The sequence below is a fragment of the Kitasatospora sp. NPDC101235 genome (genome assembly GCF_044767505.1).
In the GTDB taxonomy this organism is placed as follows: Bacteria; Actinomycetota; Actinomycetes; order Streptomycetales; family Streptomycetaceae; genus Kitasatospora.
The window spans coordinates 504,357-526,853 of record NZ_JBIWNZ010000003.1 but is presented as its reverse complement, the minus strand read 5'-3'; the positions used below and the strand labels follow the sequence as shown (position 1 = coordinate 526,853).

The 22,497-nt window shown below is 75.1% G+C and carries 17 protein-coding genes; 15 read left to right on the top strand and 2 right to left on the bottom strand.

What is annotated here, in order from left to right; translation table 11 throughout:
• Window positions 1–153: 153 nt before the first annotated feature.
• Entirely contained in the window at window positions 154–951 is a 798-nt protein-coding gene (locus ACIRRH_RS08565; RefSeq protein ID WP_224283934.1) for an HAD family phosphatase, read from the bottom strand.
• Between the two features lie 841 nt (window positions 952–1,792).
• On the opposite strand from ACIRRH_RS08565, the gene ssd reads away from it, so the two are divergent.
• The 7 genes from ssd to ACIRRH_RS08530 all read left to right on the top strand — a co-directional run bounded on the left by ssd (window position 1,793) and on the right by ACIRRH_RS08530 (window position 7,681).
• Window positions 1,793–2,920: a septum site-determining protein Ssd gene (gene ssd, locus ACIRRH_RS08560; RefSeq protein WP_403063558.1), complete on the top strand. Its 1,128-nt coding sequence runs from the start codon at window positions 1,793–1,795 to the stop codon at window positions 2,918–2,920.
• Window positions 2,920–4,257 carry a TadA family conjugal transfer-associated ATPase gene (locus ACIRRH_RS08555; protein ID WP_403063555.1) on the top strand — a complete coding sequence of 446 codons (1,338 nt, stop codon included), beginning with the start codon at window positions 2,920–2,922 and terminating at the stop codon, window positions 4,255–4,257. The genes ssd and ACIRRH_RS08555 overlap by 1 nt, the downstream gene beginning before the upstream one ends.
• Window positions 4,258–4,405: 148 nt before the next feature.
• Window positions 4,406–5,437, top strand: coding sequence for a type II secretion system F family protein (locus ACIRRH_RS08550; RefSeq protein ID WP_403063552.1), 1,032 nt, complete (start codon window positions 4,406–4,408; stop codon window positions 5,435–5,437).
• Window positions 5,438–5,619: 182 nt separating this feature from the next.
• Window positions 5,620–6,216: a hypothetical protein gene (locus tag ACIRRH_RS08545; RefSeq protein WP_403063549.1), complete on the top strand. Its 597-nt coding sequence runs from the start codon at window positions 5,620–5,622 to the stop codon at window positions 6,214–6,216.
• A gap of 52 nt (window positions 6,217–6,268) precedes the next feature.
• The gene (locus tag ACIRRH_RS08540; RefSeq protein WP_403063546.1) at window positions 6,269–6,541 is read left to right on the top strand and encodes a DUF4244 domain-containing protein; all 273 of its coding nucleotides are present in this window, start codon (window positions 6,269–6,271) and stop codon (window positions 6,539–6,541) included.
• A 277-nt stretch (window positions 6,542–6,818) separates the two neighbouring features.
• Window positions 6,819–7,181, top strand: a complete 363-nt coding sequence (locus tag ACIRRH_RS08535) for a TadE family type IV pilus minor pilin (protein WP_403063543.1) — start codon at window positions 6,819–6,821, stop codon at window positions 7,179–7,181.
• Window positions 7,169–7,681: an Rv3654c family TadE-like protein gene (locus ACIRRH_RS08530; protein ID WP_403063540.1), complete on the top strand. Its 513-nt coding sequence runs from the start codon at window positions 7,169–7,171 to the stop codon at window positions 7,679–7,681. The genes ACIRRH_RS08535 and ACIRRH_RS08530 overlap by 13 nt, the downstream gene beginning before the upstream one ends.
• Here ACIRRH_RS08530 and ACIRRH_RS08525 read toward each other — a convergent pair.
• Entirely contained in the window at window positions 7,676–10,198 is a 2,523-nt protein-coding gene (locus tag ACIRRH_RS08525; RefSeq protein ID WP_403063537.1) for a DEAD/DEAH box helicase, read from the bottom strand. The two genes, ACIRRH_RS08530 and ACIRRH_RS08525, sit on opposite strands and share 6 nt — an antisense overlap.
• A gap of 223 nt (window positions 10,199–10,421) precedes the next feature.
• Here ACIRRH_RS08525 and bldG point away from each other — a divergent pair, with 223 nt between their 5' ends.
• From bldG to tmk, 8 genes are all read left to right on the top strand, one after another.
• Complete coding sequence (gene bldG / locus ACIRRH_RS08520; RefSeq protein WP_049659132.1) at window positions 10,422–10,763, top strand: anti-sigma factor antagonist BldG; 342 nt, start codon at window positions 10,422–10,424, stop codon at window positions 10,761–10,763.
• A 159-nt stretch (window positions 10,764–10,922) separates the two neighbouring features.
• Complete coding sequence (locus ACIRRH_RS08515) at window positions 10,923–11,342, top strand: ATP-binding protein (RefSeq protein ID WP_403063534.1); 420 nt, start codon at window positions 10,923–10,925, stop codon at window positions 11,340–11,342.
• 69 nt (window positions 11,343–11,411) lie between these two features.
• Window positions 11,412–11,819, top strand: a complete 408-nt coding sequence (locus tag ACIRRH_RS08510) for a cyclophilin-like family protein (protein ID WP_403063531.1) — start codon at window positions 11,412–11,414, stop codon at window positions 11,817–11,819.
• 147 nt (window positions 11,820–11,966) lie between these two features.
• Entirely contained in the window at window positions 11,967–12,776 is an 810-nt protein-coding gene (locus ACIRRH_RS08505; protein WP_403063528.1) for a hypothetical protein, read from the top strand.
• 324 nt (window positions 12,777–13,100) lie between these two features.
• Window positions 13,101–14,633, top strand: coding sequence for a methyltransferase (locus tag ACIRRH_RS08500; protein ID WP_403063525.1), 1,533 nt, complete (start codon window positions 13,101–13,103; stop codon window positions 14,631–14,633).
• A gap of 263 nt (window positions 14,634–14,896) precedes the next feature.
• Complete coding sequence (locus tag ACIRRH_RS08495) at window positions 14,897–15,355, top strand: DUF3592 domain-containing protein (RefSeq protein ID WP_403063522.1); 459 nt, start codon at window positions 14,897–14,899, stop codon at window positions 15,353–15,355.
• 421 nt (window positions 15,356–15,776) lie between these two features.
• Complete coding sequence (topA, locus tag ACIRRH_RS08490; RefSeq protein WP_403063519.1) at window positions 15,777–18,659, top strand: type I DNA topoisomerase; 2,883 nt, start codon at window positions 15,777–15,779, stop codon at window positions 18,657–18,659.
• Between the two features lie 158 nt (window positions 18,660–18,817).
• The gene (gene tmk, locus ACIRRH_RS08485; protein ID WP_403063516.1) at window positions 18,818–22,294 is read left to right on the top strand and encodes a dTMP kinase; all 3,477 of its coding nucleotides are present in this window, start codon (window positions 18,818–18,820) and stop codon (window positions 22,292–22,294) included.
• Window positions 22,295–22,497: the final 203 nt, after the last annotated feature.

Below are 22,497 nucleotides of genomic sequence, written 5' to 3'. Positions count from 1 at the left end.
CCTGAACTGCGTTGTCGGTTTGACCTCTTAGGTCCTGACCGGGTCTCGCGGGCCGTGCTTCATTTGTATCGCGTTTCGGGCGAAAGGGGAACCCGAAACGAGAAGTCCATCACGATTGCCCGTTTTGTCCAAGGATTGCCCGGCCAAGTGGCCTCAGGCGACGGGACGCCGCCGGTGGGCCAGGTACCAGATCACCCCGGCGGTCACCGCGGCCGTCCCGACCGCCACGGCGGTCAGCACCGAGCCGCTCGGAGCGGAGAACTCGGGCAGCCGGCGCCGCAGTTCCACCGGCTTGTCGAAGACCAGCACCGGCCACTCCCGGGCCTGCGCCTCCTTCCGCAGCGCGCGGTCGGGGTTGACGGCCGACGGGTGACCGACCGCCTCCAGCAGTGGCAGGTCGGTGGAGGAGTCGCTGTAGGCGTAGGACGCGGCCAGGTCGTAGCCCTCGGTCGCGGCCAACTCCCGGATGGCGGCGGCCTTGTTCTCGGCGTAGGCGTAGTACTCGATCTCGCCGGTGTAGCAGCCCTCCTCGACCTTGAGCCGGGTGGCGATCACGTGGTCCGCGCCGAGCAGCCGGCCGATCGGCTCGACCACCTCGGAGCCGGAGCTGCTGACGATCACCACGTCCCGGCCGGCCGCGTGGTGCTGCTCGATCAGCGAGGCCGCCTCGTCGTAGATGATCGGGTCGATCAGGTTGTGCAGGGTTTCCGCGACGATCTCGCGCACCTGCTGGACGTTCCAGCCCCGGGTGAGCGCGGAGAGGTACTCGCGCATCTTCTCCATCTGGTCGTGGTCCGCGCCGCCGACCAGGAAGACGAACTGGGCGTACGCACTGCGCAGTACGGCCCGACGGTTGATCAGGCCGCCCTGGTAGAACGGGCGGCTGAAGGCCAGCGCGCTCGACTTGGCGATGATGGTCTTGTCGAGGTCGAAGAAGGCCGCCGTGCGCAGCCCGCCGGGTCGGGGGCGAACGGGCGGGCGGAGCTCTTCGGGCCCGGTCGTGTCGCCCTGGGACTCGTCGGCGTGGTCGTCGGCGTTCTCGGTGGTGTCCACGGGAACCGAGGATAGAGGCAGCCGCAAAACACCCCGCCATTCGGCGTACTCGTGGGCGTGCGGGTTTGTGTTTCTGGCCGCTCGGGTACACCATGGAAGTCACGGATCGTTCGCGACCGTGCTAACCCGGTCCGGCTCCTCCCCCCCCGAGCCGGGCTGTGGATAGACGACCCCCGCTCTCCCCCCCGGCGGGGGTCGTCGCACGTCCGGGGCCATTTTCGGGGCTTGAACGCCCCTCGCGGCGCATTCGGCGCCGGCGCGCCGGCGGCTTACAGGGGGTGTCGGCAGCTCGGACCGCCGATCGGCCTTCGTCACTCTGCGTAGCCATTTGCTCATGTCTGTCGAGGATCGAACGGCTGGTTCCGACCGGTGCTGCGGGCCCGTCCGGAAGCGGTGTCCGGAGTGTGGCGGGCGGCGGTCGGCGGTCGGCGGTCGGGAGGACGACGGAACGGGATGCGGCGGGCCCCGGTTCATCTCGGTGACCCCTTTCGTCAATTCTTCGCCGATTAGCCCCCCGCCCGGGTGAACGTTTTCATCCACAGCCCACGAGTTATCCACAGGCAATCGGAACCCGGATGACGGAATCCGGATCTCCCCCCACCGTGATGACCGGCGGCGGTCGCCGGGCAGGGCCTCATCCCTTCCTCCCTCGGAGGCCTGTCGGGCGGCCGTCCGCCGGAACCGTCCGACGTGCGCGGTCGGCCACCCCCGGTGGCCGGCGGCGCGGAGGGGAGAAACCATGTCGACGCCGATCGCCGACCACATCACCGCCGAGGGCCCCGCGGTCGCCGGGCCGCTCGTCGTCACCGAGGACGAGGGCCTGGCCGAGCACCTGCTGCGGATCTGCGCAGCGGCGGGCACCGAGCCGAGGCTGGTCCGGGGCGGCGCGCCGCCGACGCGGGACCTCTGGGAGGGGGCCTCGCTGGTCCTGGTCGGGGACGACCAGGCCGCCTGCTGCTCCGGGCTGGGCCGGCGCGGAGGGGTGCTGCTGCTCGGGCTGGACCTGGACGACCCCGGGGTGTGGGTCAGAGCCGTCCAACTCGGGGCCGAACACGTGCTGTTCCTGCCCGACGCCGAGGCCTGGCTGCTCGACCGGATCGCCGACGCGGCCGAGGGCGTCGGCTGCCCGGCGGTCACCGTCGCGGTGCTCGGCGGGTCCGGCGGGGCCGGAGCCTCGACGCTGGCCTGTGCGCTGGCGGTCACGGCCGCGCGGGCGGGCCGGCGGACGATGCTCCTGGACGGCGATCCGCTGGGCGGGGGCATCGACATCCTGCTCGGCGGTGAGCGGGTCAGCGGGTTGCGCTGGCCCGATCTGGCCGGCTCCCGGGGGCGGGTCAGCGGGGCCGAGCTGGCCCGGGCGCTGCCGGCGCTCAAACGGCTCTCCGCGCTGTCCTGCCTGTCCTGGGACCGCGGCGACACCCTGACGGTGCCGCCGGAGGCCATGCGCAGCGTGCTGGCCGCCTCCAGGCGGCGCGGCGGGCTGGTGGTGGTCGACGTGCCCCGTCACCTCGACGCGGCTGCCGGGCAGGCGCTGGAGCAGTCCGACCTGGCGCTGCTGGTGGTGTCGGCCGAACTGCGCGCGGTGGCCGCCGCGGACCGGGTCGCGGCGGCGGCCAGGATGCGGCTCGGGGACGTCCGGGCCGTGGTGCGGCCGGTGCGGGCCGGCGGGCTCCCGGCCCGGCAGATCGTCCGCGGGCTGCGGTTGCCGCTGGCGGGGGAGCTGGAGCCGGAGCCGGGCCTGGCCCAGGACGTCGTGAAGGGCGTCCCGCCCGGGAGCCGGGAGAACGGCCCGCTCGCGCGCTTCTGCGCGAGCTTCCTGAACGAGGTGCTGCCGCCGGTACCGGCGGTCGGAGGGGGTGTGTACTGATGGTCCGTCTGCGCAGAACGGTCCTTCGGAGCGGCTCGCCGGGCCCGGGCGACGGTGCGCGGGAGCACCGGCCGCTGCGGAGCGTGCCGCCGCCCGGCGGGCCGCCGGAGCCCGGGCACGGGCCCTGCCCGTACGGCCGGACGGCCCGCGAGCAGCGGGCGGCGGCCCTGGTGGACGCGGTCCGGCTGCGGCTGGCCGAGTCGGGGGCAGCCCCGACGGCCGGCTCGGTCGCGGCCGCGCTGCGGGCCACCCGCCCGCCGCTCGGCGGGGACGAGGTCCTGGACACCGTGCGCTCACTGCGCGCCGAACTGGTGGGTGCGGGCCCGCTGGACCGGTTGCTGGCGGCGCCCGACGTCACGGACGTCCTGGTGAACGGTCCGGACGAGGTGTGGGTCGACCGTGGCGGCGGCCTGCAGCGAGCCACCGGAATCCGCTTCGCCGACGCCGAGGCGGTGCGGCGGCTGGCCCACCGGCTGGCCACCGCGGCAGGCCGGCGGTTGGACGACGCCCGCCCGTGGGTGGACGCCCGGCTGCCGGACGGCACCCGGCTGCACGCCGTGCTTCCGCCGATCGCGGCCGGCTGCACGCACATCTCGCTGCGGGTCTGCCGTCCCCGGCCGTTCACGCTCGACGAGTTGGTGGCGGGCGGGTCGCTGCCACCGGAGGGTGCGGAACTGCTCGCGGGCATCGTGCGGGCCCGGCTGTCGCTGCTCGTGTCCGGCGGGACGGGCTCGGGGAAGACCACGCTCCTGTCGGCCCTGCTCGGCCTGGTCGGGCCGGACGAGCGGATCGTGGTCGCCGAGGACTCCGCCGAGCTGCAACCGGACCACCCGCACGTGGTCCGGTTGCAGAGCCGGCCGCCCAACCAGGAGGGGCTGGGCGAGCTCACCCTGCGGGACCTCGTCCGCCAGGCACTGCGGATGCGCCCGGACCGGCTGGTGATCGGCGAGGTCCGCGGGGCCGAGGTGTCGGACCTGCTGGCCGCGCTGAACACCGGGCACGAGGGAGGCTGCGGCACGGTCCACGCCAACACGGCGGCGGACGTGCCGGTGCGGCTGGAGGCACTGGGCTCGCTCGCCGGTCTCGACCGGCCGGCGCTCCACAGCCAACTGCGGGCCGCGCTCGACGTGGTGGTGCACCTGGTCCGCGATCCGGCCTCGGGGCGGCGCAGGGTGGCGGAGATCCACACGCTGACCGCGGCCGGCGACGGGTCGGCCGTGACCACACCCGCGGTGGCCTTCCCGGCATCCGGCGGCTTGCGTCCCGGCACGGGCTGGGAGCGGCTGGTCGGACTGCTGGCGGCACGCGGGGTGTCGCTCGGATCGGGGCGGTCGTGATCGCGGTGACGGTGGCCGGGTCGGCGGGTGCGGACGTGCGGGTCGTGGAACTCGCCTTCGCCCTACTGCTGAGCGGGTGTGCCGCGGGCGCCGTCGTGCTGCTCGGCGGCGCGGTCCGGAAAGACCGACGACAACGGAGGTGAACGACATGGCGCAGAGTCAACTCGCGCTCTGCTGGACGGCGGTGCTGTGCCTGGTGGCCGTCGCCGCGTGGCGCGCGGTGCAGGAGCAGTTGCCGGGCGGGCGGCGCTCCAGGCTGGTGCTGGCGGGTAACGGGCCTCCCGTGCGGGTGGCGGGCCCGGAGATCGCGGTGTCGGCCCGGGGCCGGATGCCGGAGTTCCTGGCGCCCGAACTGCTGCTCCTGCCAATGGGATTGGCTGCCGGGAAGGCCGCGGAGTCGCCGGTGCCGGTGCTCGCGGCCGCCCTGGCCGTCCTGCCGCTGCGCAGGTGGCGGCTGCGGCGACGCCTGGCGGCGGAGGCCCGACACCGGGCCGCGGCCGTGGTGGACCTCTGCGCCGGCCTGGCGGGGGAGTTGCGCGGCGGGGCGACGCCGGAGCAGGCGCTGCACCTGGTCACCGCGCGGCTCGCTGCCGACCCGGAGGGGCTGCGCAGGCTCGGTGAGGAGCCGGCGGCCCGACTGGCGGCAGGCCGCTACGGCGGGGACGTGCCCGCGGCGCTGCACCTGCTGGCCGAACTGCCGGGCGGCAGTGGAGCCGCGGCCGTCGCGGCCTGCTGGCGGGTGGCCGCGGACAGCGGGTCGGGGCTGGCGGCCGCGCTGGACCGGGTCGCGGAGGCGCTGCGCGGCGAGCGGGCGCTCGCGGAGGAGATCGCCGGGGAACTGGCCGGGCCGCGTACGACGATCGCCGTCCTGGCCGCGCTGCCGGGCGTCGGGCTGCTCCTCGGTGCGGCGCTCGGGGCCCGCCCGTTGGAGGTCCTGCTGCACACGCCGGCCGGACTGGGCTGCCTCGTGGCGGGCGCGGTCCTGGAGGGGCTGGGCGTGCTCTGGACGGCGCGCATCGTCCGGGCGGCGGCCCACGGCGCCCTGGAGGTGCCTCCGGGACGGGGCGAGCGGCGTCGGGCCCCCGGCCGTGCGGTGCCCGATCTTCGGGTGGGCGAGCGGAACTGCGGGCTGTCACGGGTGCGGGCACGGGCGCTCGGGGTGGGAACGGGGGCGAGGTGATGCGGGGCATGGAGTGGGCGGCGGTCGCCCTCCCGGCGGTTGCGGCCGCGGTGGTGTGGACGTCGGTGCGTGGCCGGGCGAGGCGCCGACGGGCGTTCCCCCGGGCGGTGGCCCGGAGGAGGAAGGGGGCGGGGAAGCGAACAGGGCTGACGCCCTTGGGCGTTGGGCGTCGACGACGGGTGGTGACGGCGGCTGCCGCAGGGCTCGCGGCGGTGGTGCTGCTCGGCGGCGGGGCCGGACTGACCGTCGGGGCGCTGCTGGCGCTGGGCGTCCACCGGTGGTCGGCCCGGGCACGGTCGCCGGTCGATCGCCGGGCGGCCCGCGAGGAGCAGCTGCTGACCAGGCAACTCCCGCTGAGCGCCGAACTGTTGGCGGCATGCCTCGGCTCGGCAGCGCTGCCCTCGGAGGCCGTGTCGGCGGTGGGCCGGAGCGTGGGTGCGCCGCTGGGTCCGCGGCTGGTGGCGATCGGGGCCGAACTGGCCCTGGGCGCACCGCCGGAGCTGTGCTGGCGCCGACTGGGCGAGCACCACCCGTCGCTGGCGCCGCTGGCGCGCTGTCTGGAGCGCAGCAGCCTCGGTGGCGTCCCCGCCGCCGGCCCGCTGATCGGGCTGGCCCAGGGGCAGCGTACGGCGGCTGCCCGTGCGGCCCATGCCCGGGTCCGCCGGGCCGCGGTGCTGGCCACCGCGCCGCTGGGGCTCTGTTTCCTCCCGGCCTTCGCCCTGATCGGCGTGGTGCCGGTGGTCGTCGGCCTCACCAGCCGCTTCGCCCAGGCGATGTGAACAAGAGCCGTTTGCACGAACACCAACGGACATCGAGTGACAGGAGAGTTTCATGACCGCAGTGATCGCGATCGGGCCCGGTACCGGGCGTCCGCTCCGCTCGTCGGCCGGCGCGTGGCGGCGGAGGACCCGCCGGGCCGCCTGCCGGGTGCGCAGGGTGGCCCGGCTTCGGGGCCGTTCGGACGCCGGGATGACCACGGCCGAGTACGCCGTCGGGACGCTGGGCGCGTGCGCCCTCGCGGCCGGGCTGTACAAGGTGGTGACCAGCGAGGCCATCACCGGCGCGCTGACTGACATGCTGGTGCGGGCGCTCCATGCGGCCTAGGGTCTGCCGTCGACCTCCCGCCTGTGGGCCGCCTTCGGCCGGATGGTCCCAGGGCGCGAACGCACCGCGCGAGGTCGTCGCCGACCCCCGTCGGTCCCCGGCCCGCCGGCCGGGAGGTGACCTCACCTCCGCTGGGTGGGGCGCTCACCCCGGCGCCCCACCGCCTGCCCTCCGGGCGGGCGGTGGGGGCCTGGAGACAGGCCCTGGCCGGGCGGGGGAGCGCGGTGTCGCCCGGGCGTGGTCGCTGCTCCCGGGGCGGCGCGGCGACGCGGGCTTCGTGACGGCGGAGACGGCGGTGGTGCTGCCGGCGCTTCTCCTGCTCGCGGCGATGCTGATCTGGGGCGTGCTCGCTGCGGCCGCGCAGATCCGCTGCGTGGACGCCGCCCGGGTCGGCGCCAGGGCGGCCGCGCGCGGGGAGACGGACGCCGCCGGGATCGCCCGGGCGGCGGCCCCGCCGGGCGCACAGGTCCGGGTGGCCCTGGCGGCCGACACGGTGCGGGTCGACGTGGAGGCGCCGTGCGCGGGGCCGGGCAGACTCGGCGGGCTGCTCGCCGTCCGGCTCAGCGCGACGGCGGTGGCGGCGCGGGAGGACGTCCTGGTGGCGGTCACGGACGGAGGCGGTGGCCCATGGCCGTCCTGAGCGGGCTGCGGGCGACGGCGGAGCGGGCGGCGGGCGCCCGTGCGGCCCGAGCGGCCGCGGCGGGCGGACGAGGGCCGGACGCCGGTTCGGCGACGGTCTGGCTGCTCGCCCTGGCGATGCTGGGCACGGCGGTGTTCGCCGCGACGATCGCGGTCGGCTCGGTGGTCGCGGCCCGGCACCGGGCCGAGTCGGCCGCCGACCTCGCGGCCCTCGCCGCGGCGGACCGGCTGCTGCTGGACCCGGACGGCGGCTGCGCCCGGGCCGCCGGGATCGCCGCCGCACAGGGCGCCGGGCTGGTGTCCTGTGCGGTGGACCGGTCGGTGGACGCCGTCGAGGTGGTGGCCGAAGTGGGGGTCCGAGGGCTCCCGGCCCGACTGCCGGTCGGCCCGGCGCGGGCAAGGGCCCGAGCCGGGCCGGCTCGGGCCCCGGTCACCGGTCCCGAGGGTGTCCCGGACGGCGGGCCGGGCGGAGGCCCGAGCACTGCGGCGGTGGCCTCATGAACCGGCCGGCGCTCCACCATCCGGTCCCGAGGTAGCCTCCCGCCCGGCCGACGTCTCCGGCCCGGCCGACGTCTCCGGCCCGTCCTGCGTCGGTCCGTCCTGCGTCGGTCCGTCCTGCGTCCCCGGTCCGTCCTGCGTGTCCGGCCTGTCCGGTGTCTCCTGCTCGTCCGGTGCCTCCCGCCCGTTCTGCTCGTCCGCAACCCCGGGCGCCCCGGCCAGCAGGATGTCCAGGAGCCGGACGGCGGCGGCCTTGTCCAGCGGGTCGTTCCCGTTGCCGCACTTGGGCGACTGGACGCAGGAGGGGCAGCCGCGCTCGCACTCGCAGGAGGCGATCGCCGTCCGGGTGGCCGTCAGCCACTGGACCGCCCGCTGGAAGCCGCGTTCGGCGAAGCCGGCCCCGCCCGGGTGGCCGTCGTACACGAACACGGTCGGCAGGCCGGTGTCGGGGTGCAGCGGGACGGAGACGCCGCCGATGTCCCACCGGTCGCAGGTGGCGAACAGCGGCAGCAGCCCGATCGAGGCGTGCTCGGCTGCGTGGGCTGCGCCGGGCAGCTGGTCGAGCGGGATGTCCGCGTCGAGCAGCTGGTCCTCGGTGACGGTCCACCAGACCGCGCGGGTGCGCAGTGTGCGGGGCGGCAGGTCGAGTTTGGTCTCGCCCATGATCTCCCCGGTGGAGATCCGCTTGCGGAGGTAGCCGACCACCTGGTTGACCACCTCCACCGAGCCGAAGCTGAGCCGGCCCTCGCCCCAGTCCACGGTGGTGTCGGTGTCGAGGACGGAGATGGAGGTGATGTCGCGGGCGGCCGTGGTGTACGGCGGGTCGGCCGGTTCGACCAGGGCGACGGAGTTGTCCAGGTCGAACTCCCGGACGAGGTAGGTGCGGCCCTGGTGCAGGTGGACGGCCCCGGTGTGGACGGTGGTGTGCGCGGCCGCGGCGTCCACCGTGCCGAGCAGTCGGCCGGTGTCGGCCTCGACGATCTGCACCGGGCTGCCGCCGCTGCCGCGCAGGTCCACCGCGTCGGCCGCGCGCTCGCGACGGGTCCAGTACCAGGAGCCGTCGCTGCGCCGGCGCAGCAGGCCGCGCCGCTCCAGGACTGGCAGCAGCGGCGCGGTGGACGGCCCGAACAGCTCCAGGTCGGCATCGGTGAGCGGGAGTTCGGCGGCGGCCGCGCACAGGTGCGGGGCGAGCACGTGCGGGTTGTCGGGGTCGAGCACGGTGGCCTCGACGGGGGCCGCGAACAGCGCCTCCGGGTGGTGCACCAGGTAGGTGTCCAACGGGTTGTCCCGGGCGATCAGGACGGCCAGCGCGCCCTGCGCCTCCCGGCCCGCCCGGCCCGCCTGCTGCCAGAGCGAGGCCCGGGTGCCGGGATAGCCGGCCATCAGGACGGCGTCGAGGCCGGAGATGTCGACGCCGAGTTCGAGAGCGGAGGTGGAGGCGAGGCCGAGCAGTCGACCGGTGTGCAAGTCGCGCTCCAGGGCCCGGCGTTCGTCGGCGAGGTAGCCGCCGCGGTAGGCGGCCACCCGTCCGGCGAGCGGGCGGTCGAGCTGGTCCTGGGCCTGGAGCGCGACGAGCTCGGCGGCGCGCCGGGAACGGACGAAGACGACGGTGCGGGTCTCCCGCTCGACCAGGTCGGTGAGCAGGTGCGCGGCCTCGGCGGTCGCGGTGCGGCGCACGGGCGCGCCGTGCTCGCCGACGTTCTCGGTCAGCGGCGGCTCCCAGAGGCCGAAGACCATCGGCCCGCGCGGCGAGGCGTCCTCGGTGACGGCCACGGCCGGCAGGCCGGTCAGCCGCCGGGCGGTCGCGGCCGGGTCGGCGGTGGTGGCGGAGGCAAGCAGGAAGGTGGGTGACGAACCGTACCGGGCGCAGACGCGGCGCAGCCGCCGCAGCACCTGGGCGACGTGCGAGCCGAACACGCCCCGGTAGCTGTGGCACTCGTCGACGACCACGTAGCGCAGCGCCTTGAGGAAGGAGGACCAGCGGGCGTGGCCGGGCAGGATGCCCCGGTGCAGCATGTCCGGGTTGGTGAGCACGTAGGAGGCGTACTGGCGGACCCACTCGCGCTCCTCGGGCGGGGTGTCGCCGTCGTACAGGGCGGCGCGGACCCTCGGTGGGGCGAGTTCGGCGGCCCGGCGGCGCTGGTCGGCGGCGAGCGCCTTGGTCGGGGCCAGGTAGAGCGCGGTGGCGCCGCGGCCGTTGCGGGCCTCGGTGCCGTCCAGCAGGTCGCTGAGCACCGGGGCCAGATAGCCCAGCGACTTGCCCGAGGCGGTGCCTGTGGCGATCACCACAGTCTGGCCGCTTTTGGCCAGATTCATCGCTTCTGCCTGGTGCGCCCACGGCTGTTCCACCCCGACGGCGCGCGCGGCGGCCACGACCTCCGGACGGATCGAGTCGGGCCACGGTGAATAACGCGCGGCTCGGGCGGGAAGGTGCTCCGTATGGGTGAGCCGGTCGGACCGCCCTCGGCCGGTGGCCAGGGTCGTGAGCAGTGCCTCGGGCGGGCTGTGTCGGGGCGGCATGGGGACCCAGTGTGTCACCGGCGTGACGGAGAATCGTCGTAAGCCATCGTGCGGGCATGGTCGCAGGTGGTTGAATGTGGCCGTGACGGCCGAATGGCCGTGGGTCGCAGCGCTGAGGCTTGCCACGCGTTGGCTGGGCGCGCCCGGGGCTCGCGACCATGCGGTGGCGGCCGTCCGGCCGAGGATCGCACATGACGTAGCAAGGCAAGGTGCTGGAGGTTCCGTGGACCTGTCCCTGTCGACCCGTTCAGTCGGCGATCGTACGGTCGTCGAGGTTGGCGGCGAGATCGATGTGTACACCGCCCCGAAGCTGCGGGAGCAGCTGGTCGAGCTCGTCAACGACGGCAAGTACCACCTCGTCGTCGACATGGAGGGCGTTGACTTCCTCGACTCGACCGGCCTCGGTGTGCTGGTGGGCGGTCTGAAGCGGGTGCGCGCTCACGAGGGCTCGCTGCGCCTCGTCTGCAACCAGGAGCGCATCCTGAAGATCTTCCGCATCACCGGCCTGACCAAGGTCTTCCCGATTCACACCTCGGTGGACGACGCGGTCAACGCGACCGACTGACGCGGCCGGGCCGGCCCGCGCGGTCGGCCCCGCCCGTTCCTCGCGTCCGGGTGCCCGGGCCCGTGTGGCCCGGAGCGTCCTCGGGCGCCTCTGGGCCGGTTCCGCCGGCCCGCAGGGGCCGGACCTCCGGCCCCGGTCGGAGCACCCCGAGGGGGAGAGATGGCAACCGTCGAACTTCGATTCAGCGCGCTTCCCGAGCACGTGCGGACGGCCCGACTGGTCGCCGCGGCCGTCGCCAGACGGGCCGGGGTCGATGAGTCGGTGCTCGACGAGGTACGGCTCGCGGTCGGCGAGGCGTGCTCCCGCGCAGTCGGCCTGCACCAGCGCGGCGGCATCGGCGGCACGGTCCGGGTTGCGCTTACCGATCAGGAGAAGCGGTTCCTCATCGAGGTCGAGGACGAGGCCGGCCCCGCCGTCGTCCCGGCCTCCGGCGCCGCCGAGGGCGGCGAGCCGGACGAGGACACCCTGGGCCTCGCCGTGATCACCGGCCTGGTCGAGGACCTGGAGGTCACCAACGGCACGGACGGTGGCCTGATCCGGATGAGCTGGCCGGTCTCGATCGCCTCCGTCGCGGTCTGAGGCGTCTCTTCCGCGTTTGCGTACGCACCCGGAGGGCCGGCGTCCAGCCCCTGGTCGTGCGTTGACAGCATGTTGATCCCGGCGCTTCGCTGCTCCGGTGCGACCGGGTCCGATCACCGATCGGGCCTCGTTGCGGAAGAGGGCGTACAAGCGGACCGCGTCCTGTGGCCGACCGGGCAGACCACCGCCACATCAACGGCCACCCCCACATCGACGGCCACTCCCACCACCGAAGCGCTCCGGGCGGAGCCGCCGATCAGCTCGTCGGCCGGTACCCGGGGCGAGGAGGTCTGTTTCGGCACGCCCGCCGGCGTGCCGCGCGGGGACAGGGCCCGGCAGGTCGTGGAACCGGGCACGGTCGCCTTCCGGACCGACGGCGGCAGCCTCGTGCTGCCGTACGGTCCGATGCCGACCTCGTACGACGGCGAGTGCCGGCCGGCCAGTCCCTGCAACGCCCTGGGCGCGGTTGAACGGTGATGTGAACGGTGATGCCCGGGTGTTGCGGGCGGTCCGCGCCGGGAGGGGCGTCGAGGGGGCGGACGGCAGGGCGATCGGCAGGGCGGGCAGCGGGGCGGGGAACCGGGAACCAGGGGACGGACACCGGCCGTGTAGGTTCGACGACCGATGACGACCGAAACCGAAAGGCTCCTCCCGGTGAACAAGCGACTGCTGGCCGTACCCGCCCTCGGCGTGCTGCTCGCGTTCGGCGCCGTCGGCTGCGGCGGCGACGACAACAGCAAGCAGCTGGAGTCCTGGGCGTCGAACGTCTGTGGCGCGGCCAAGGACCCGATCGCCCAGGCGCAGACCGCGCTCGCCGACACCGGCCAGGTGAAGACCGGCGAGGCCCCGGCCGACCTCCAGAAGCGGCTCTCCACGGACATCGGGCGGCTGGCCAAGACCAACCAGGACATAGCGGCCGCCATCGACGCGGCCGGTGCGCCCAAGGTGAAGGACGGTGCGACCCTCCAGAAGGACACCGTCGACGAGCTGAAGAAGGCGGCCGACGGATACGTGGAGGTCCAGAAGAAGCTGGACGCGCTGCCCAACAACGACCAGGCCAAGTTCGCCGACGGGCTGCGCAGTGTGGCCGACCAGGTGCAGCAGCTGGCCTCGCTCTCCACCCAGGCACAGAGCAAGCTCCAGCGCGGTGACCTCGGCGCGGCGATGGCCAAGCAGGAGGGCTGCAAGCCGTCCCCGACCACCGCCCCGACCGGCGGTGCGACCGGTGGGGCGGGAGCCGGCGCGAGTGGCACTCCGGCCCCGGGCGGCGCGGGCACGACCCCGGCTCCCGGCGCCGCCGACACCCCGAGCGCCCCGGCCACGCCCCCGGTGCCCGGCGCGACCGACGGAGCGAGCCCGGCCGCCGCCGGCGCGACCACCGCTCCGGCCGCCCCGCCCACCACCCCGGCGAACCCCGCCCCCAGCGCGAGCTGAGCCCGGGCGGACCGAACGATCCGACGCGCCCGTCCCGGACACCGGCCCGGGCCGGTGGTGGGCGGCGCGTCGGCCCCAACGGACGGCGCGGTTCCGCGTGCCCTGCGGAGCCGCCGACCCCGAAGCCCGTACGCCGAGAGCCGTCTCCCGGAAGCCGTCGTACGCCGAGAGCCGGCGCGCCAGGGCCGCTGTCGAGCGACTCGGCGGCCCCGGCAGGGTGGCGCGCGGCGGCTTCCGGGGGCGTGCGGAGTGGTGCGGGCTTCCGTCCGATGGGCGCGGGGCGCAGCGGCGGCCGCGGGGTGGGCGGCGGGGGACAATGGCGGGGTGATCAGTAGCCCCGTTCTCGACCCGACCCGCCTCGCCAAGTTCCGCGAGGCGCTGCTCGACGCCTCGTTCACCGCCGACGGGTGCCTGGACCTGCTCGGGCCCACCGGCTATTCGGCGTTGGCCCGCAGCGAGGCGGTCCCGGCGCTGCGGGCGACCCGCGGTGGCAGCCCGCTGGAGACGCTGGTACGGCTGTTCCTGCTCCAGCAGCCGGTCCCGTACCGGGCGGCCGCCGCCGCGCTGCCGGTGGAGGACTGCCTGGCGGACGGCTGGCTGCGCTCCGACGGCGATCTGGTGCGCGCCACCGTCGACGTCCGGCCGTACGCCAACGAGGTGGCCGGGATGCCCAGTTCGGACGCCTGGGTGGTCTCCGACCTGGGCTGCGCCGTGGGCGGTGCGGGCGGTATCGGCTCCGGTGAGACCGCGCACGGGGTGGCTCGCAAGGACCTGGTGCTGGGGGTCGGCGGTGCCTCCACCACGCTGGCCAACATCACCGTGCGCCGCCCCGTCCGGGCCGCGCTGGACCTCGGTTCGGGCTCCGGCGTGCAGGCGCTGCACGCGGCCCGGCACGCCGGGACCGTCACCGCCACCGACCTCAACGCGCGCGCGCTGCGCTTCACCGAGCTGACCCTGGCGCTGTCGGGCTTCGACAACACCGAGGTGTCCGCCGGAAGCCTCTTCGAGCCGGTCGGGGAGCGGAAGTTCGACCTGATCGTCTCCAACCCGCCGTTCGTCATCTCGCCGGCCGGCCGGTTCACCTACCGCGACGGCGGCATGGCCGGCGACGACCTGTGCCGCAACCTGGTCCGCTCGGCCGCCGACCACCTGGAGCCCGGCGGCTACTGCCAGCTGCTCGCCAACTGGCAGCACGTCAAGGGCGAGGACTGGCACGAGCGGCTGGCCGGCTGGGTCGCGGGCACCGGCCTGGACGCCTGGATCGTCCAGCGCGAGGTCCAGGACGTGGCCCAGTACGCCGAGTTGTGGCTGCGTGACGGTGGTGACCACCGCGGCCCCGGCGGCGACTACCAGGCCCGGTACGGCGAGTGGCTGGATGCCTTCGAGGCGGGCCGGGTCGAGGGCATCGGCATGGGCTGGATCACCCTGCGGGCGAGCGGCGCCGAGCGCCCGACCGTCCGGGTGGAGGAGTGGCCGCACCCGGTGGAGCAGCCGCTCGGCCCGCACATCGAGGCCTGGTTCGACCGGCAGGACTTCCTCCGCTCGCACGACGACGCGGGCCTGCTCGCGGCCCGCTACGTGCTGGCCGACGAGGTGGTTCAGGAACAGGTCGGCGCGCCGGGCGCGGAGGACCCGGAGCACGTGATCCTGCGTCACAACCGCGGCATGCGGCGGGCCACCAAGGTGGACACCGTGGGTGCCGGTTTCGTCGGGGTCTGTGACGGGACGCTGTCGGCGGGCGAGATCGTGGACGCCATCGCGCAGCTGCTGGGCGAGGACCGGGTGGTCCTGCGGGACCGGGTGCCGGAGTCGCTGCGCCTGCTGACCGAGCAGGGGTTCATCGACCCGGTCCGTTGAGACCGCATCCCCCTGAGACCGCATCCCCCTGGGACCGCATCCCCGAGACCGGACCCGCTGAGGCCGGACCAGGACCCACCGAGGCCCGCACCCCGCTGAGGCCGGGCCCGCCGAGACCCCGGCCCGCCGGGATCGGGGCCCGGTTCACCCGCCCGTACCCCCTGGTTCGTCCGGCCGCCGTCGGACGGCTGTCTCCCGTTGGCCCTCCGCTGTGAAGCTCTGTCCACAGGCTGTGGACAGAGCTGGGGAGCCGGGGGCCAGGGGTGGACACGACGACGGCGATGGTGGGCGGGTCGGTGCTCGCCCTCTTCGGTGGCGTGCTGCTGCTCTGGTGCGCCGCCGAAGTGAGCCTGCGCCTGCGGGTGCGCCGCCGGGGGGTGCCGGCGGTGGCCACCGTGGTGGCCGAGGACGACGTGCACGGCCGGCTGGACAGCGCACCGCTGCTCTCCTTCTCGGTGCCGCCGTCGGTCGGCGGCCCCGGCGCGTGCGGGATCGCGGGGCTCGTGATCGCCCGCCCGCGTGGGCACACCCCGCTGCGCCGTCCGGACCGTTTCGCGCCCGGCGCCTCGGTGCGGATCTTTTACGACCCGCAGCGCCCGAGCCGGGTGGTGCTGGCGGCCGGGGAGACGGGCCGGTCCGCCGTCGTCGACCTGCTGTGGAGCGCCCTGGGCGTGGGCTGTCTGGCGGTCGGCACCGGGCTCGTGGCCGCGGCCGGCGGCTGAGCCCCGCAACCCCCGAGCGATCCGCGGAGCCACACGGGCACCCGCGGCCACCCATGAACGAGCGCCCCGCGGCCGCCCGCGAACCAGCGCCCCCACGGCGAAAGCGCCGCCCCGCGCCCGCCCGTCGATTTTGCGTTGACAGATCTTGAAATCCGTCATTCCATCCTCCGGAACCTGCCGAAGGCCCCCTCCGCGGGGCGCGAACCTCCGTCATCGGGTTACCGTTCGAGTGGCGTCGGTGAGCCCGGCAAGTGAAAACGCGGGATCCGTCCGTTTGACAAGGGTGGCCGGGGTACGGTCACACTCCGCTGGTGGGGGTGTCGTGCCGCGGCAGCCCCGGGACGGTGGAGGGGTCGGGCGGAGCGCAGCCCGTGCTGCCAGCGCCGACCAGCCACATAAGGACCGGGAGAGAAGAGCGAAGGTGTCCCCGAGCAGCGAGACCGCGCACGGACAGCGACTCGTCATTGTCGAGTCGCCGGCCAAGGCGAAGACGATCAAGGGCTACCTGGGCCCCGGCTACATCGTCGAGGCGAGCGTCGGGCACATCCGCGACCTGCCCAGCACCGCGGCCGAGGTGCCGGAGAAGTACACCGGCGAGGTGCGCCGCCTCGGGGTGGACGTCGACCACGACTTCGCGCCCATCTACGTGGTCAACGCGGACAAGAAGTCCCAGGTCAGCAAGTTGAAGTCGCTGCTCGCGGAGTCCGACGAGCTCTTCCTCGCCACCGATGAGGACCGCGAGGGCGAGGCCATCGCGTGGCACCTCCAGCAGGTGCTCAAGCCCAAGGTGCCGGTGCACCGCATGGTGTTCCACGAGATCACCAAGTCGGCGATCCAGGAGGCCGTGGCCAACCCGCGCGAGCTCAACCAGCGCCTGGTCGACGCCCAGGAGACCCGCCGCATCCTCGACCGGCTGTACGGCTTCGAGGTCTCGCCGGTGCTGTGGAAGAAGGTCATGCCGAAGCTGTCGGCGGGCCGCGTGCAGTCCGTCGCCACCCGCCTGGTGGTCGAGCGCGAGCGCGAGCGGATGGCCTTCCGCACCGCCTCGTACTGGGACCTGGTCGGTACCTTCGGCACCGGCCGCACCCCGGTCGACGCCGCCAACCCGGAGACCTTCGGCGCCCGGCTGGCCGCCGTCGACGGCAAGCGGATCGCCAGCGGCCGCGACTTCGGCCAGGACGGCCGGCTGAAGGCCGCCAGCGCGAACACCCTGCACCTGGACGAGCAGGCGGCCCGTCAGCTGGCCGCGGCCCTGGAGCAGACGGCGTTCGGCGTCCGCAGCGTCGAGTCCAAGCCCTACCGCCGCTCGCCGTACGCGCCGTTCCGCACCACCACGCTCCAGCAGGAGGCCAGCCGCAAGCTGGGCTTCGGCGCCAAGCGGACCATGCAGGTGGCCCAGAAGCTGTACGAGAACGGCTTCATCACCTATATGCGTACCGACTCCACCACGCTGTCGGACACCGCGATCGCCGCCGCCCGGGCCCAGGTCACCCAGCTGTACGGCGCCGACTACCTGCCGGACGCCCCGCGCACCTACGCCAGCAAGGTCAAGAACGCGCAGGAGGCGCACGAGGCCGTCCGCCCGTCCGGCGACCGCTTCCGCACGCCCGCCGAGACCGGCCTGACCGGCGACGACTTCAAGCTGTACGAGCTGATCTGGATGCGCACCGTCGCCTCCCAGATGAAGGACGCGGTCGGCCAGTCCGTCACCGTCCGGGTCGGCGGCACCTCCGCCGACGGCCGGGACGTCGAGTTCTCCGCCTCCGGCAAGATCATCACCTTCCACGGCTTCCTCAAGGCCTACGTCGAGGGCGCCGACGACCCGAACGCCGAGCTCGACGACCGCGAGCGCCGGCTGCCGCAGGTCGCCCAGGGCGACCCGCTGGCCGCCGAGCGGATCACCCCGGAGGGCCACGCCACCAAGCCGCCGGCCCGCTACACCGAGGCCTCGCTGGTCAAGGAGCTGGAGGACCGGGAGATCGGCCGTCCCTCCACCTACGCGTCGATCATCGACACGATCATCCAGCGCCGGTACGTCTTCAAGAAGGGGACGGCGCTCGTCCCGTCCTTCCTCTCCTTCGCCGTGGTCAACCTGCTGGAGAAGCACTTCGGCCGGCTGGTCGACTACGACTTCACCGCCAAGATGGAGGACGACCTCGACCGGATCGCCGCCGGTGAGGCGAAGTCCGTGCCGTGGCTGAAGCGCTTCTACTTCGGCGAGGGCGACGGCCACGCCGCGGGCGGCGCCGCCGAGGCCGGCAACGGCGACGGCGACCACCTGGGCGGCCTGAAGGAACTGGTCACCGACCTCGGCGCGATCGACGCCCGGGAGATCAGCTCGTTCAAGGTCAGCGACGACATCACCCTGCGGGTCGGCCGCTACGGCCCGTACGTCGAGCGCGCCTCGGCCGTCGAGGGCGAGCCCGGCCAGCGCGCCGACATCCCGGACGAGCTGCCGCCGGACGAGCTCACCGTCGAGCTGGCCGAGGAGCTGCTGGCCAAGCCCAGCGGTGACTTCGAACTCGGCCCGGACCCGGTCAGCGGCAACATGCTGGTCGCCAAGGACGGCCGCTACGGCCCGTACGTGACCGAGATCCTGCCCGAGGGCACGCCGAAGACCGGCAAGAACGCGGTCAAGCCGCGCACCGCCTCGCTGTTCAAGACCATGTCGCTGGACACCGTCACGCTGGAGGACGCGCTGCGGCTGCTCTCGTTGCCGCGGGTGGTCGGCACCGACGCCGAGGGCGCGGAGATCACCGCGCAGAACGGCCGCTACGGCCCGTACCTCAAGCGCGGCACCGACTCCCGCTCGCTGACCAGCGAGGACCAGCTCTTCACGATCACCCTTGACGAGGCGCTGGCGATCTACGCCCAGCCCAAGCAGCGCGGCCGGGCCGCCGCCGCCCCGCCGCTCAAGGAGCTGGGCAACGACCCGGTCAGCGAGCGCCCGGTGGTGGTCAAGGACGGCCGCTTCGGCCCGTACGTGACCGACGGCGAGACCAACGCCACGCTCCGCAAGGACGACGACGTCGAGACCATCACGCCGGAGCGCGCGTACGAGCTGCTCGCCGAGAAGCGGGCGCGCGGACCGGTGAAGAAGGCGGCGAAGAAGGCCCCGGCGAAGAAGGCCGCGGCCAAGAAGACGACCACGGCCAAGACCGCGGCGACCAAGACCGCGGCCGCGAAGAAGACCGCCGCCAAGAAGACCACCACCAAGACGGCGGCGGCGAAGAAGACGGCGGCCAAGAAGACCGCTGCGAGCGGGACGGCGGCCGGCAAGGCCGCGGCCACCGAAGAGGGCTGATCCCAGGTCACCGCAGACGGGCCCGTGCCCCCGATCCCGGGGGCGCGGGCCCGGGGTCTGTCGGGCTCTGTGCGGGGTACGTCACAACCCGGTGATGAGCGCGATCCGGAAGCCCGTTCGTCTCATTCCGGCCAGGCCCCGCCCGCTACGCTGACCGTATGACGAGCGAGGAGCAGCCCACCCCCAGCGCCGACCCGGCCGCCAGAGCCTGGGCGTCCGACCTGCCCGAGGTCGCGCCCGCCGGGACCCCGGCGGACCGGGCCCGGGCGCTGCTGCGGACACGTGCCTACCGGCGCCTGTGGACCACCCAGTTGATCGGCGGCACCGCCGACCGGCTCGGCCTGCTGGTGCTGCTCGCGCTCACCGTGATCGCCGCCGCCCAGGGGGGACAGTTCGGCAGCCTGCCACGAAGCCTTGCCTTCGCCCTCGCCGCGGTACTCGCCGTCCGGGTGCTGGCCACCGGGCTGGTCGGTGTCGCCCTGCTCGGCCCGGTGCACCGGCTGGTCGCGGGCCGGCTGGACCGGCGCTGGACGCTGTTCGGCGCCGACGTGCTGCGTGCCCTGCTGATCGGCCTCGCACCCTGGTGGAGCGTCTGGCTGGGCTCCGCCGCCAAGCCCTCCGGGGCCGCCGCCTACGTCCTGCTCGCCACCGTGTTCGTGACCGGTGCCGCCGAGCGGGTCTGGGGGATCACCAAGGCCGCCGCCGTCCCGGGCCTGCTGCCGCCGGCCAACCGGTACCTGCCCCTCGCCGAGCAGCGTCCGGCCGCTGCCAACCTGGAGAGCGTCCGGGCCGTCGACCGCTTCACCGGCTGGGTGACCGTGCCGCTCGGCGCCGTCGGCCTGGTGGCCTTCACCCTGCTCAACAACATCGGCGCGGCCCTCGGCTCCGACTGGCTCCGCGCCCACCAGCTGACCTTCGCGGCGCTCGGCGCGGCCGGGCTGTTCGCCGCCTCGGCGGTCCGCGGCTACCTCCAGCAGCTGCCCGGGGGCCCGGTGTCCGTCGCCCCCGTCTCCCCGCTCCGGGGCCTGCGAGCCCCGACCGACGCGTCCCCCGGCCCCGCGCTGAGCAAGGGCCGCACCGGCAGTGCCCCGTACTTCACCTTCGCCGTCGCGGCCGGCTACGCCGCGATGGCGGGCGTCGCCGCGCTCGCGCTGCTCACCGCCGCCGAACACCGCGCCGGGCCGATCGGCTACGGCCTGCTGGTGCTCGCCGCCACCGGGGCGCCCGCCCTGGGCGCCCGGCTCACCCGGGCCACGCTGCCCTCGCTGTCCCGCCGCCGACTGCTCGCGCTGGCGCTGCTCACCCAGGGCGTCGCGCTGATCCTGGCCGGGCTGGTGCTGGACTTCGTGCTGGTCCTGCTGCTCACCGTGCTGGCCGGCCTGGCCGCCGGGATCGTGGTCTCGGCCGGGCGCACCCTGCTCGCCCAGGAGGTCGAGGAGGCACGGCTGCCGAAGGTCACCGAGCACCTGTTCGCGGTGCTCCGGGCCGTGGTCGCCGCCGCGCTGGTCGCCGTCTCGCTGATCGCCGCCGCCTACGGGGACGTGGAGTACGGCACCGTCGAGCCCGGCTCCTTCACCTTCATCCACGGTGGCGCGGCCCTGGCCGTCGCCACCTCCGGGCTGCTCACGCTGGTGCTCGCCGCCGTCGTGCTGCTGCGCACCGACGACCGGCGCGGCACCGCGCCGTTCGTCCGGGACCTGGTGGACTCGGTGCGCGGTACGAGCGGCCCGGTGCCTCACCGGGGTGCGGGCACCGGCTTCTTCATCGCCCTGGAGGGCGGCGACGGCGCCGGCAAGTCCACCCAGGCCCAGGCGCTCGCCGAGTGGATCCGCGGCAAGGGGCACGAGGTCGTGCTCACCCGCGAGCCCGGCGGCAGCCCGGTCGGCCAGCGGCTGCGCGGCCTCGTCCTGGACGTCGGCAACACCGGCCTGTCCCACCGTGCCGAGGCGCTGATCTACGCCGCGGACCGCGCCGAGCACGTCGAGAACGTCATCCGGCCGGCCCTCGCCCGCGGCGCCGTGGTGATCACCGACCGGTACATGGACTCCTCCATCGCCTACCAGGGCGCCGGGCGCGACCTGGCCGCTACCGAGGTCGCCCGGATCTCCCGCTGGGCCACCGGCGGGCTGCTGCCCGACCTGACCGTCGTCCTGGACGTCGACCCGACCAGGGCCCGTGAGCGCTTCACCGAGGCGCTGGACCGGCTGGAGTCCGAGCCCACCGAGTTCCACCAGCGGGTCCGGGCCGGCTTCCTCGCACTCGCCGCCGCCGACCCGGCGCGCTACCTGGTCGTGGACGGCAGTCAGGCCCCCGGCTTCGTCACCACCGCCATCCGGCACCGGCTCGACCGCGAGCTGCCGCTCTCCGAGCAGGAGAAGGCCGCCCGGGCCGAACAGGAGCGGCTGGCCAAGGAGGAGGCCGAGCGCCGCGCTGCCGAGGAGGCCCGCAAGAAGGCCGAGGCGGAGGCCGCCGAGCGCAAGCGGCAGGAACTGCTGGCGCAGCTGCGGGCCGAGCAGGCGGAGAAGGAGCGGCTGGCCAAGGAGGAGGCCGAGCGGGCCGCCGCCGAGGCCCGGCGCAAGGCCGAGGAGGAGGCGCGCCGCCGGGCGGAGGAGGAGGCCAGGCGCCGCGCCGAGGAGGAGGCCGAGCTCCGAGCGGCCGAGGAGGCCCGGCTGGTCGCGGAGGCCGCCGAGCGCAAGCGGATCGCCGACGAGGCGGCTGCCCAGGCCGAGATCCAGCGGCAGCGCGAGCTCGCCCGCGAGGAGCAGCGCCGCCGGGCGGAGGAGGCGCTCCAGCGGGCCGAGGAGGCGCGGCTGGCGCAGGCCGCCGCGCTCGCGGCCGCGGCTGCGGCGGCGGAGTCGGCGGAGGACCGGGCCGAGGGCCGGCCGGGCCCGGGTTCCGCAGCGGCGGCCGGGGATGACGCGACCACGGAGCTGCGGCTGCTCCGGGACACGCCGAAGGATGCTCCGCAGGACGCGTCGCAGGCGTCGGCACAGCCGTCGTCGGGCGGACTCGGGGACGAGGCGACGCGCGAGCTGTCGCCGCGGGACCGGCAGGCGGCCGTCCGGGCGGCGGAGGCCGTCGAGGCGCGCAAGGCTGCCGAGGCGCGCCGGGCCGCCGGGGCGGTCGACGAGACCGCCAAGCTGCCGGTGGTGCCGGCCTCGGCGGTGGACGAGACGGCTGTGCTGCCGAAGGTCCCGGCGGAGGCCGACCGGACCGAGGTGCTGCCGCGGATCGAGCCGGGACGTGCCGAGGGCCGCGCTGAAGGCCGTCCTGAGGGCCGGCCGGTGCAGGAGCCGCGGCGCGCGGAGCCGGTGGACGGCACGCGCGAGCTGCCGGTGGTCGGCGCGGAGCCGGCCGCCGAGCCGCAGCCGCAGCCGCAGCCGGAGCCGGAGCCGGGCGCCGAGCGGCCGCGGCCGGAGTGGGCCGAGGAGACGCCGCTGGACGACCTGCCGAGCCTCACCGACACCCTGCTCGGCTCGCACGACGAGTGGGCGCACTGGGAGCGCGGCGGCCCGGGCCAGGGCGGTCCGTACGGTGGCCCGCAGGCCGGCCCGGAGCGGCCCGAGGGCCGCGGGGACGCCCGGGGCGAGGGCGACGGCAAGGGCAAGGGCCGCCGTTGGGGCCGTCGGGGCTGACCGGACACGCGTGGGCGGCGCCGTCGGGGCAGGTCCCCGGCGGCGCCGCCGCGTTCCGGCGGGCCACGGCCCGGCGGGCCACGGTCCGGCGCTCGTGGGGCAGGACCCCTGTCGCCGTGGGGTCGGCCTCCCCGTCCGCCGTGACCCGGACGGAGCAGTGGGTGTCGGAGCGGAGACGTATGCTCGACGGCGGGGAAGAGGCG

Excerpts from the sequence above, each read along its gene's own strand:
- ssd (WP_403063558.1), top strand. The coding sequence starts at position 1,793 with ATGTCGACGCCGATCGCCGACCACATCACCGCCGAGGGCCCCGCGGTC.
- ACIRRH_RS08555 (WP_403063555.1), top strand. The coding sequence starts at position 2,920 with ATGGTCCGTCTGCGCAGAACGGTCCTTCGGAGCGGCTCGCCGGGCCCG.
- ACIRRH_RS08550 (WP_403063552.1), top strand. The coding sequence starts at position 4,406 with ATGGCGCAGAGTCAACTCGCGCTCTGCTGGACGGCGGTGCTGTGCCTG.
- ACIRRH_RS08540 (WP_403063546.1), top strand. The coding sequence starts at position 6,269 with ATGACCGCAGTGATCGCGATCGGGCCCGGTACCGGGCGTCCGCTCCGC.
- ACIRRH_RS08530 (WP_403063540.1), top strand. The coding sequence starts at position 7,169 with ATGGCCGTCCTGAGCGGGCTGCGGGCGACGGCGGAGCGGGCGGCGGGC.
- ACIRRH_RS08525 (WP_403063537.1), bottom strand. The coding sequence starts at position 10,198 with ATGCCGCCCCGACACAGCCCGCCCGAGGCACTGCTCACGACCCTGGCC.
- ACIRRH_RS08515 (WP_403063534.1), top strand. The coding sequence starts at position 10,923 with ATGGCAACCGTCGAACTTCGATTCAGCGCGCTTCCCGAGCACGTGCGG.
- ACIRRH_RS08510 (WP_403063531.1), top strand. The coding sequence starts at position 11,412 with ATGTTGATCCCGGCGCTTCGCTGCTCCGGTGCGACCGGGTCCGATCAC.
- ACIRRH_RS08505 (WP_403063528.1), top strand. The coding sequence starts at position 11,967 with ATGACGACCGAAACCGAAAGGCTCCTCCCGGTGAACAAGCGACTGCTG.
- tmk (WP_403063516.1), top strand. The coding sequence starts at position 18,818 with ATGACGAGCGAGGAGCAGCCCACCCCCAGCGCCGACCCGGCCGCCAGA.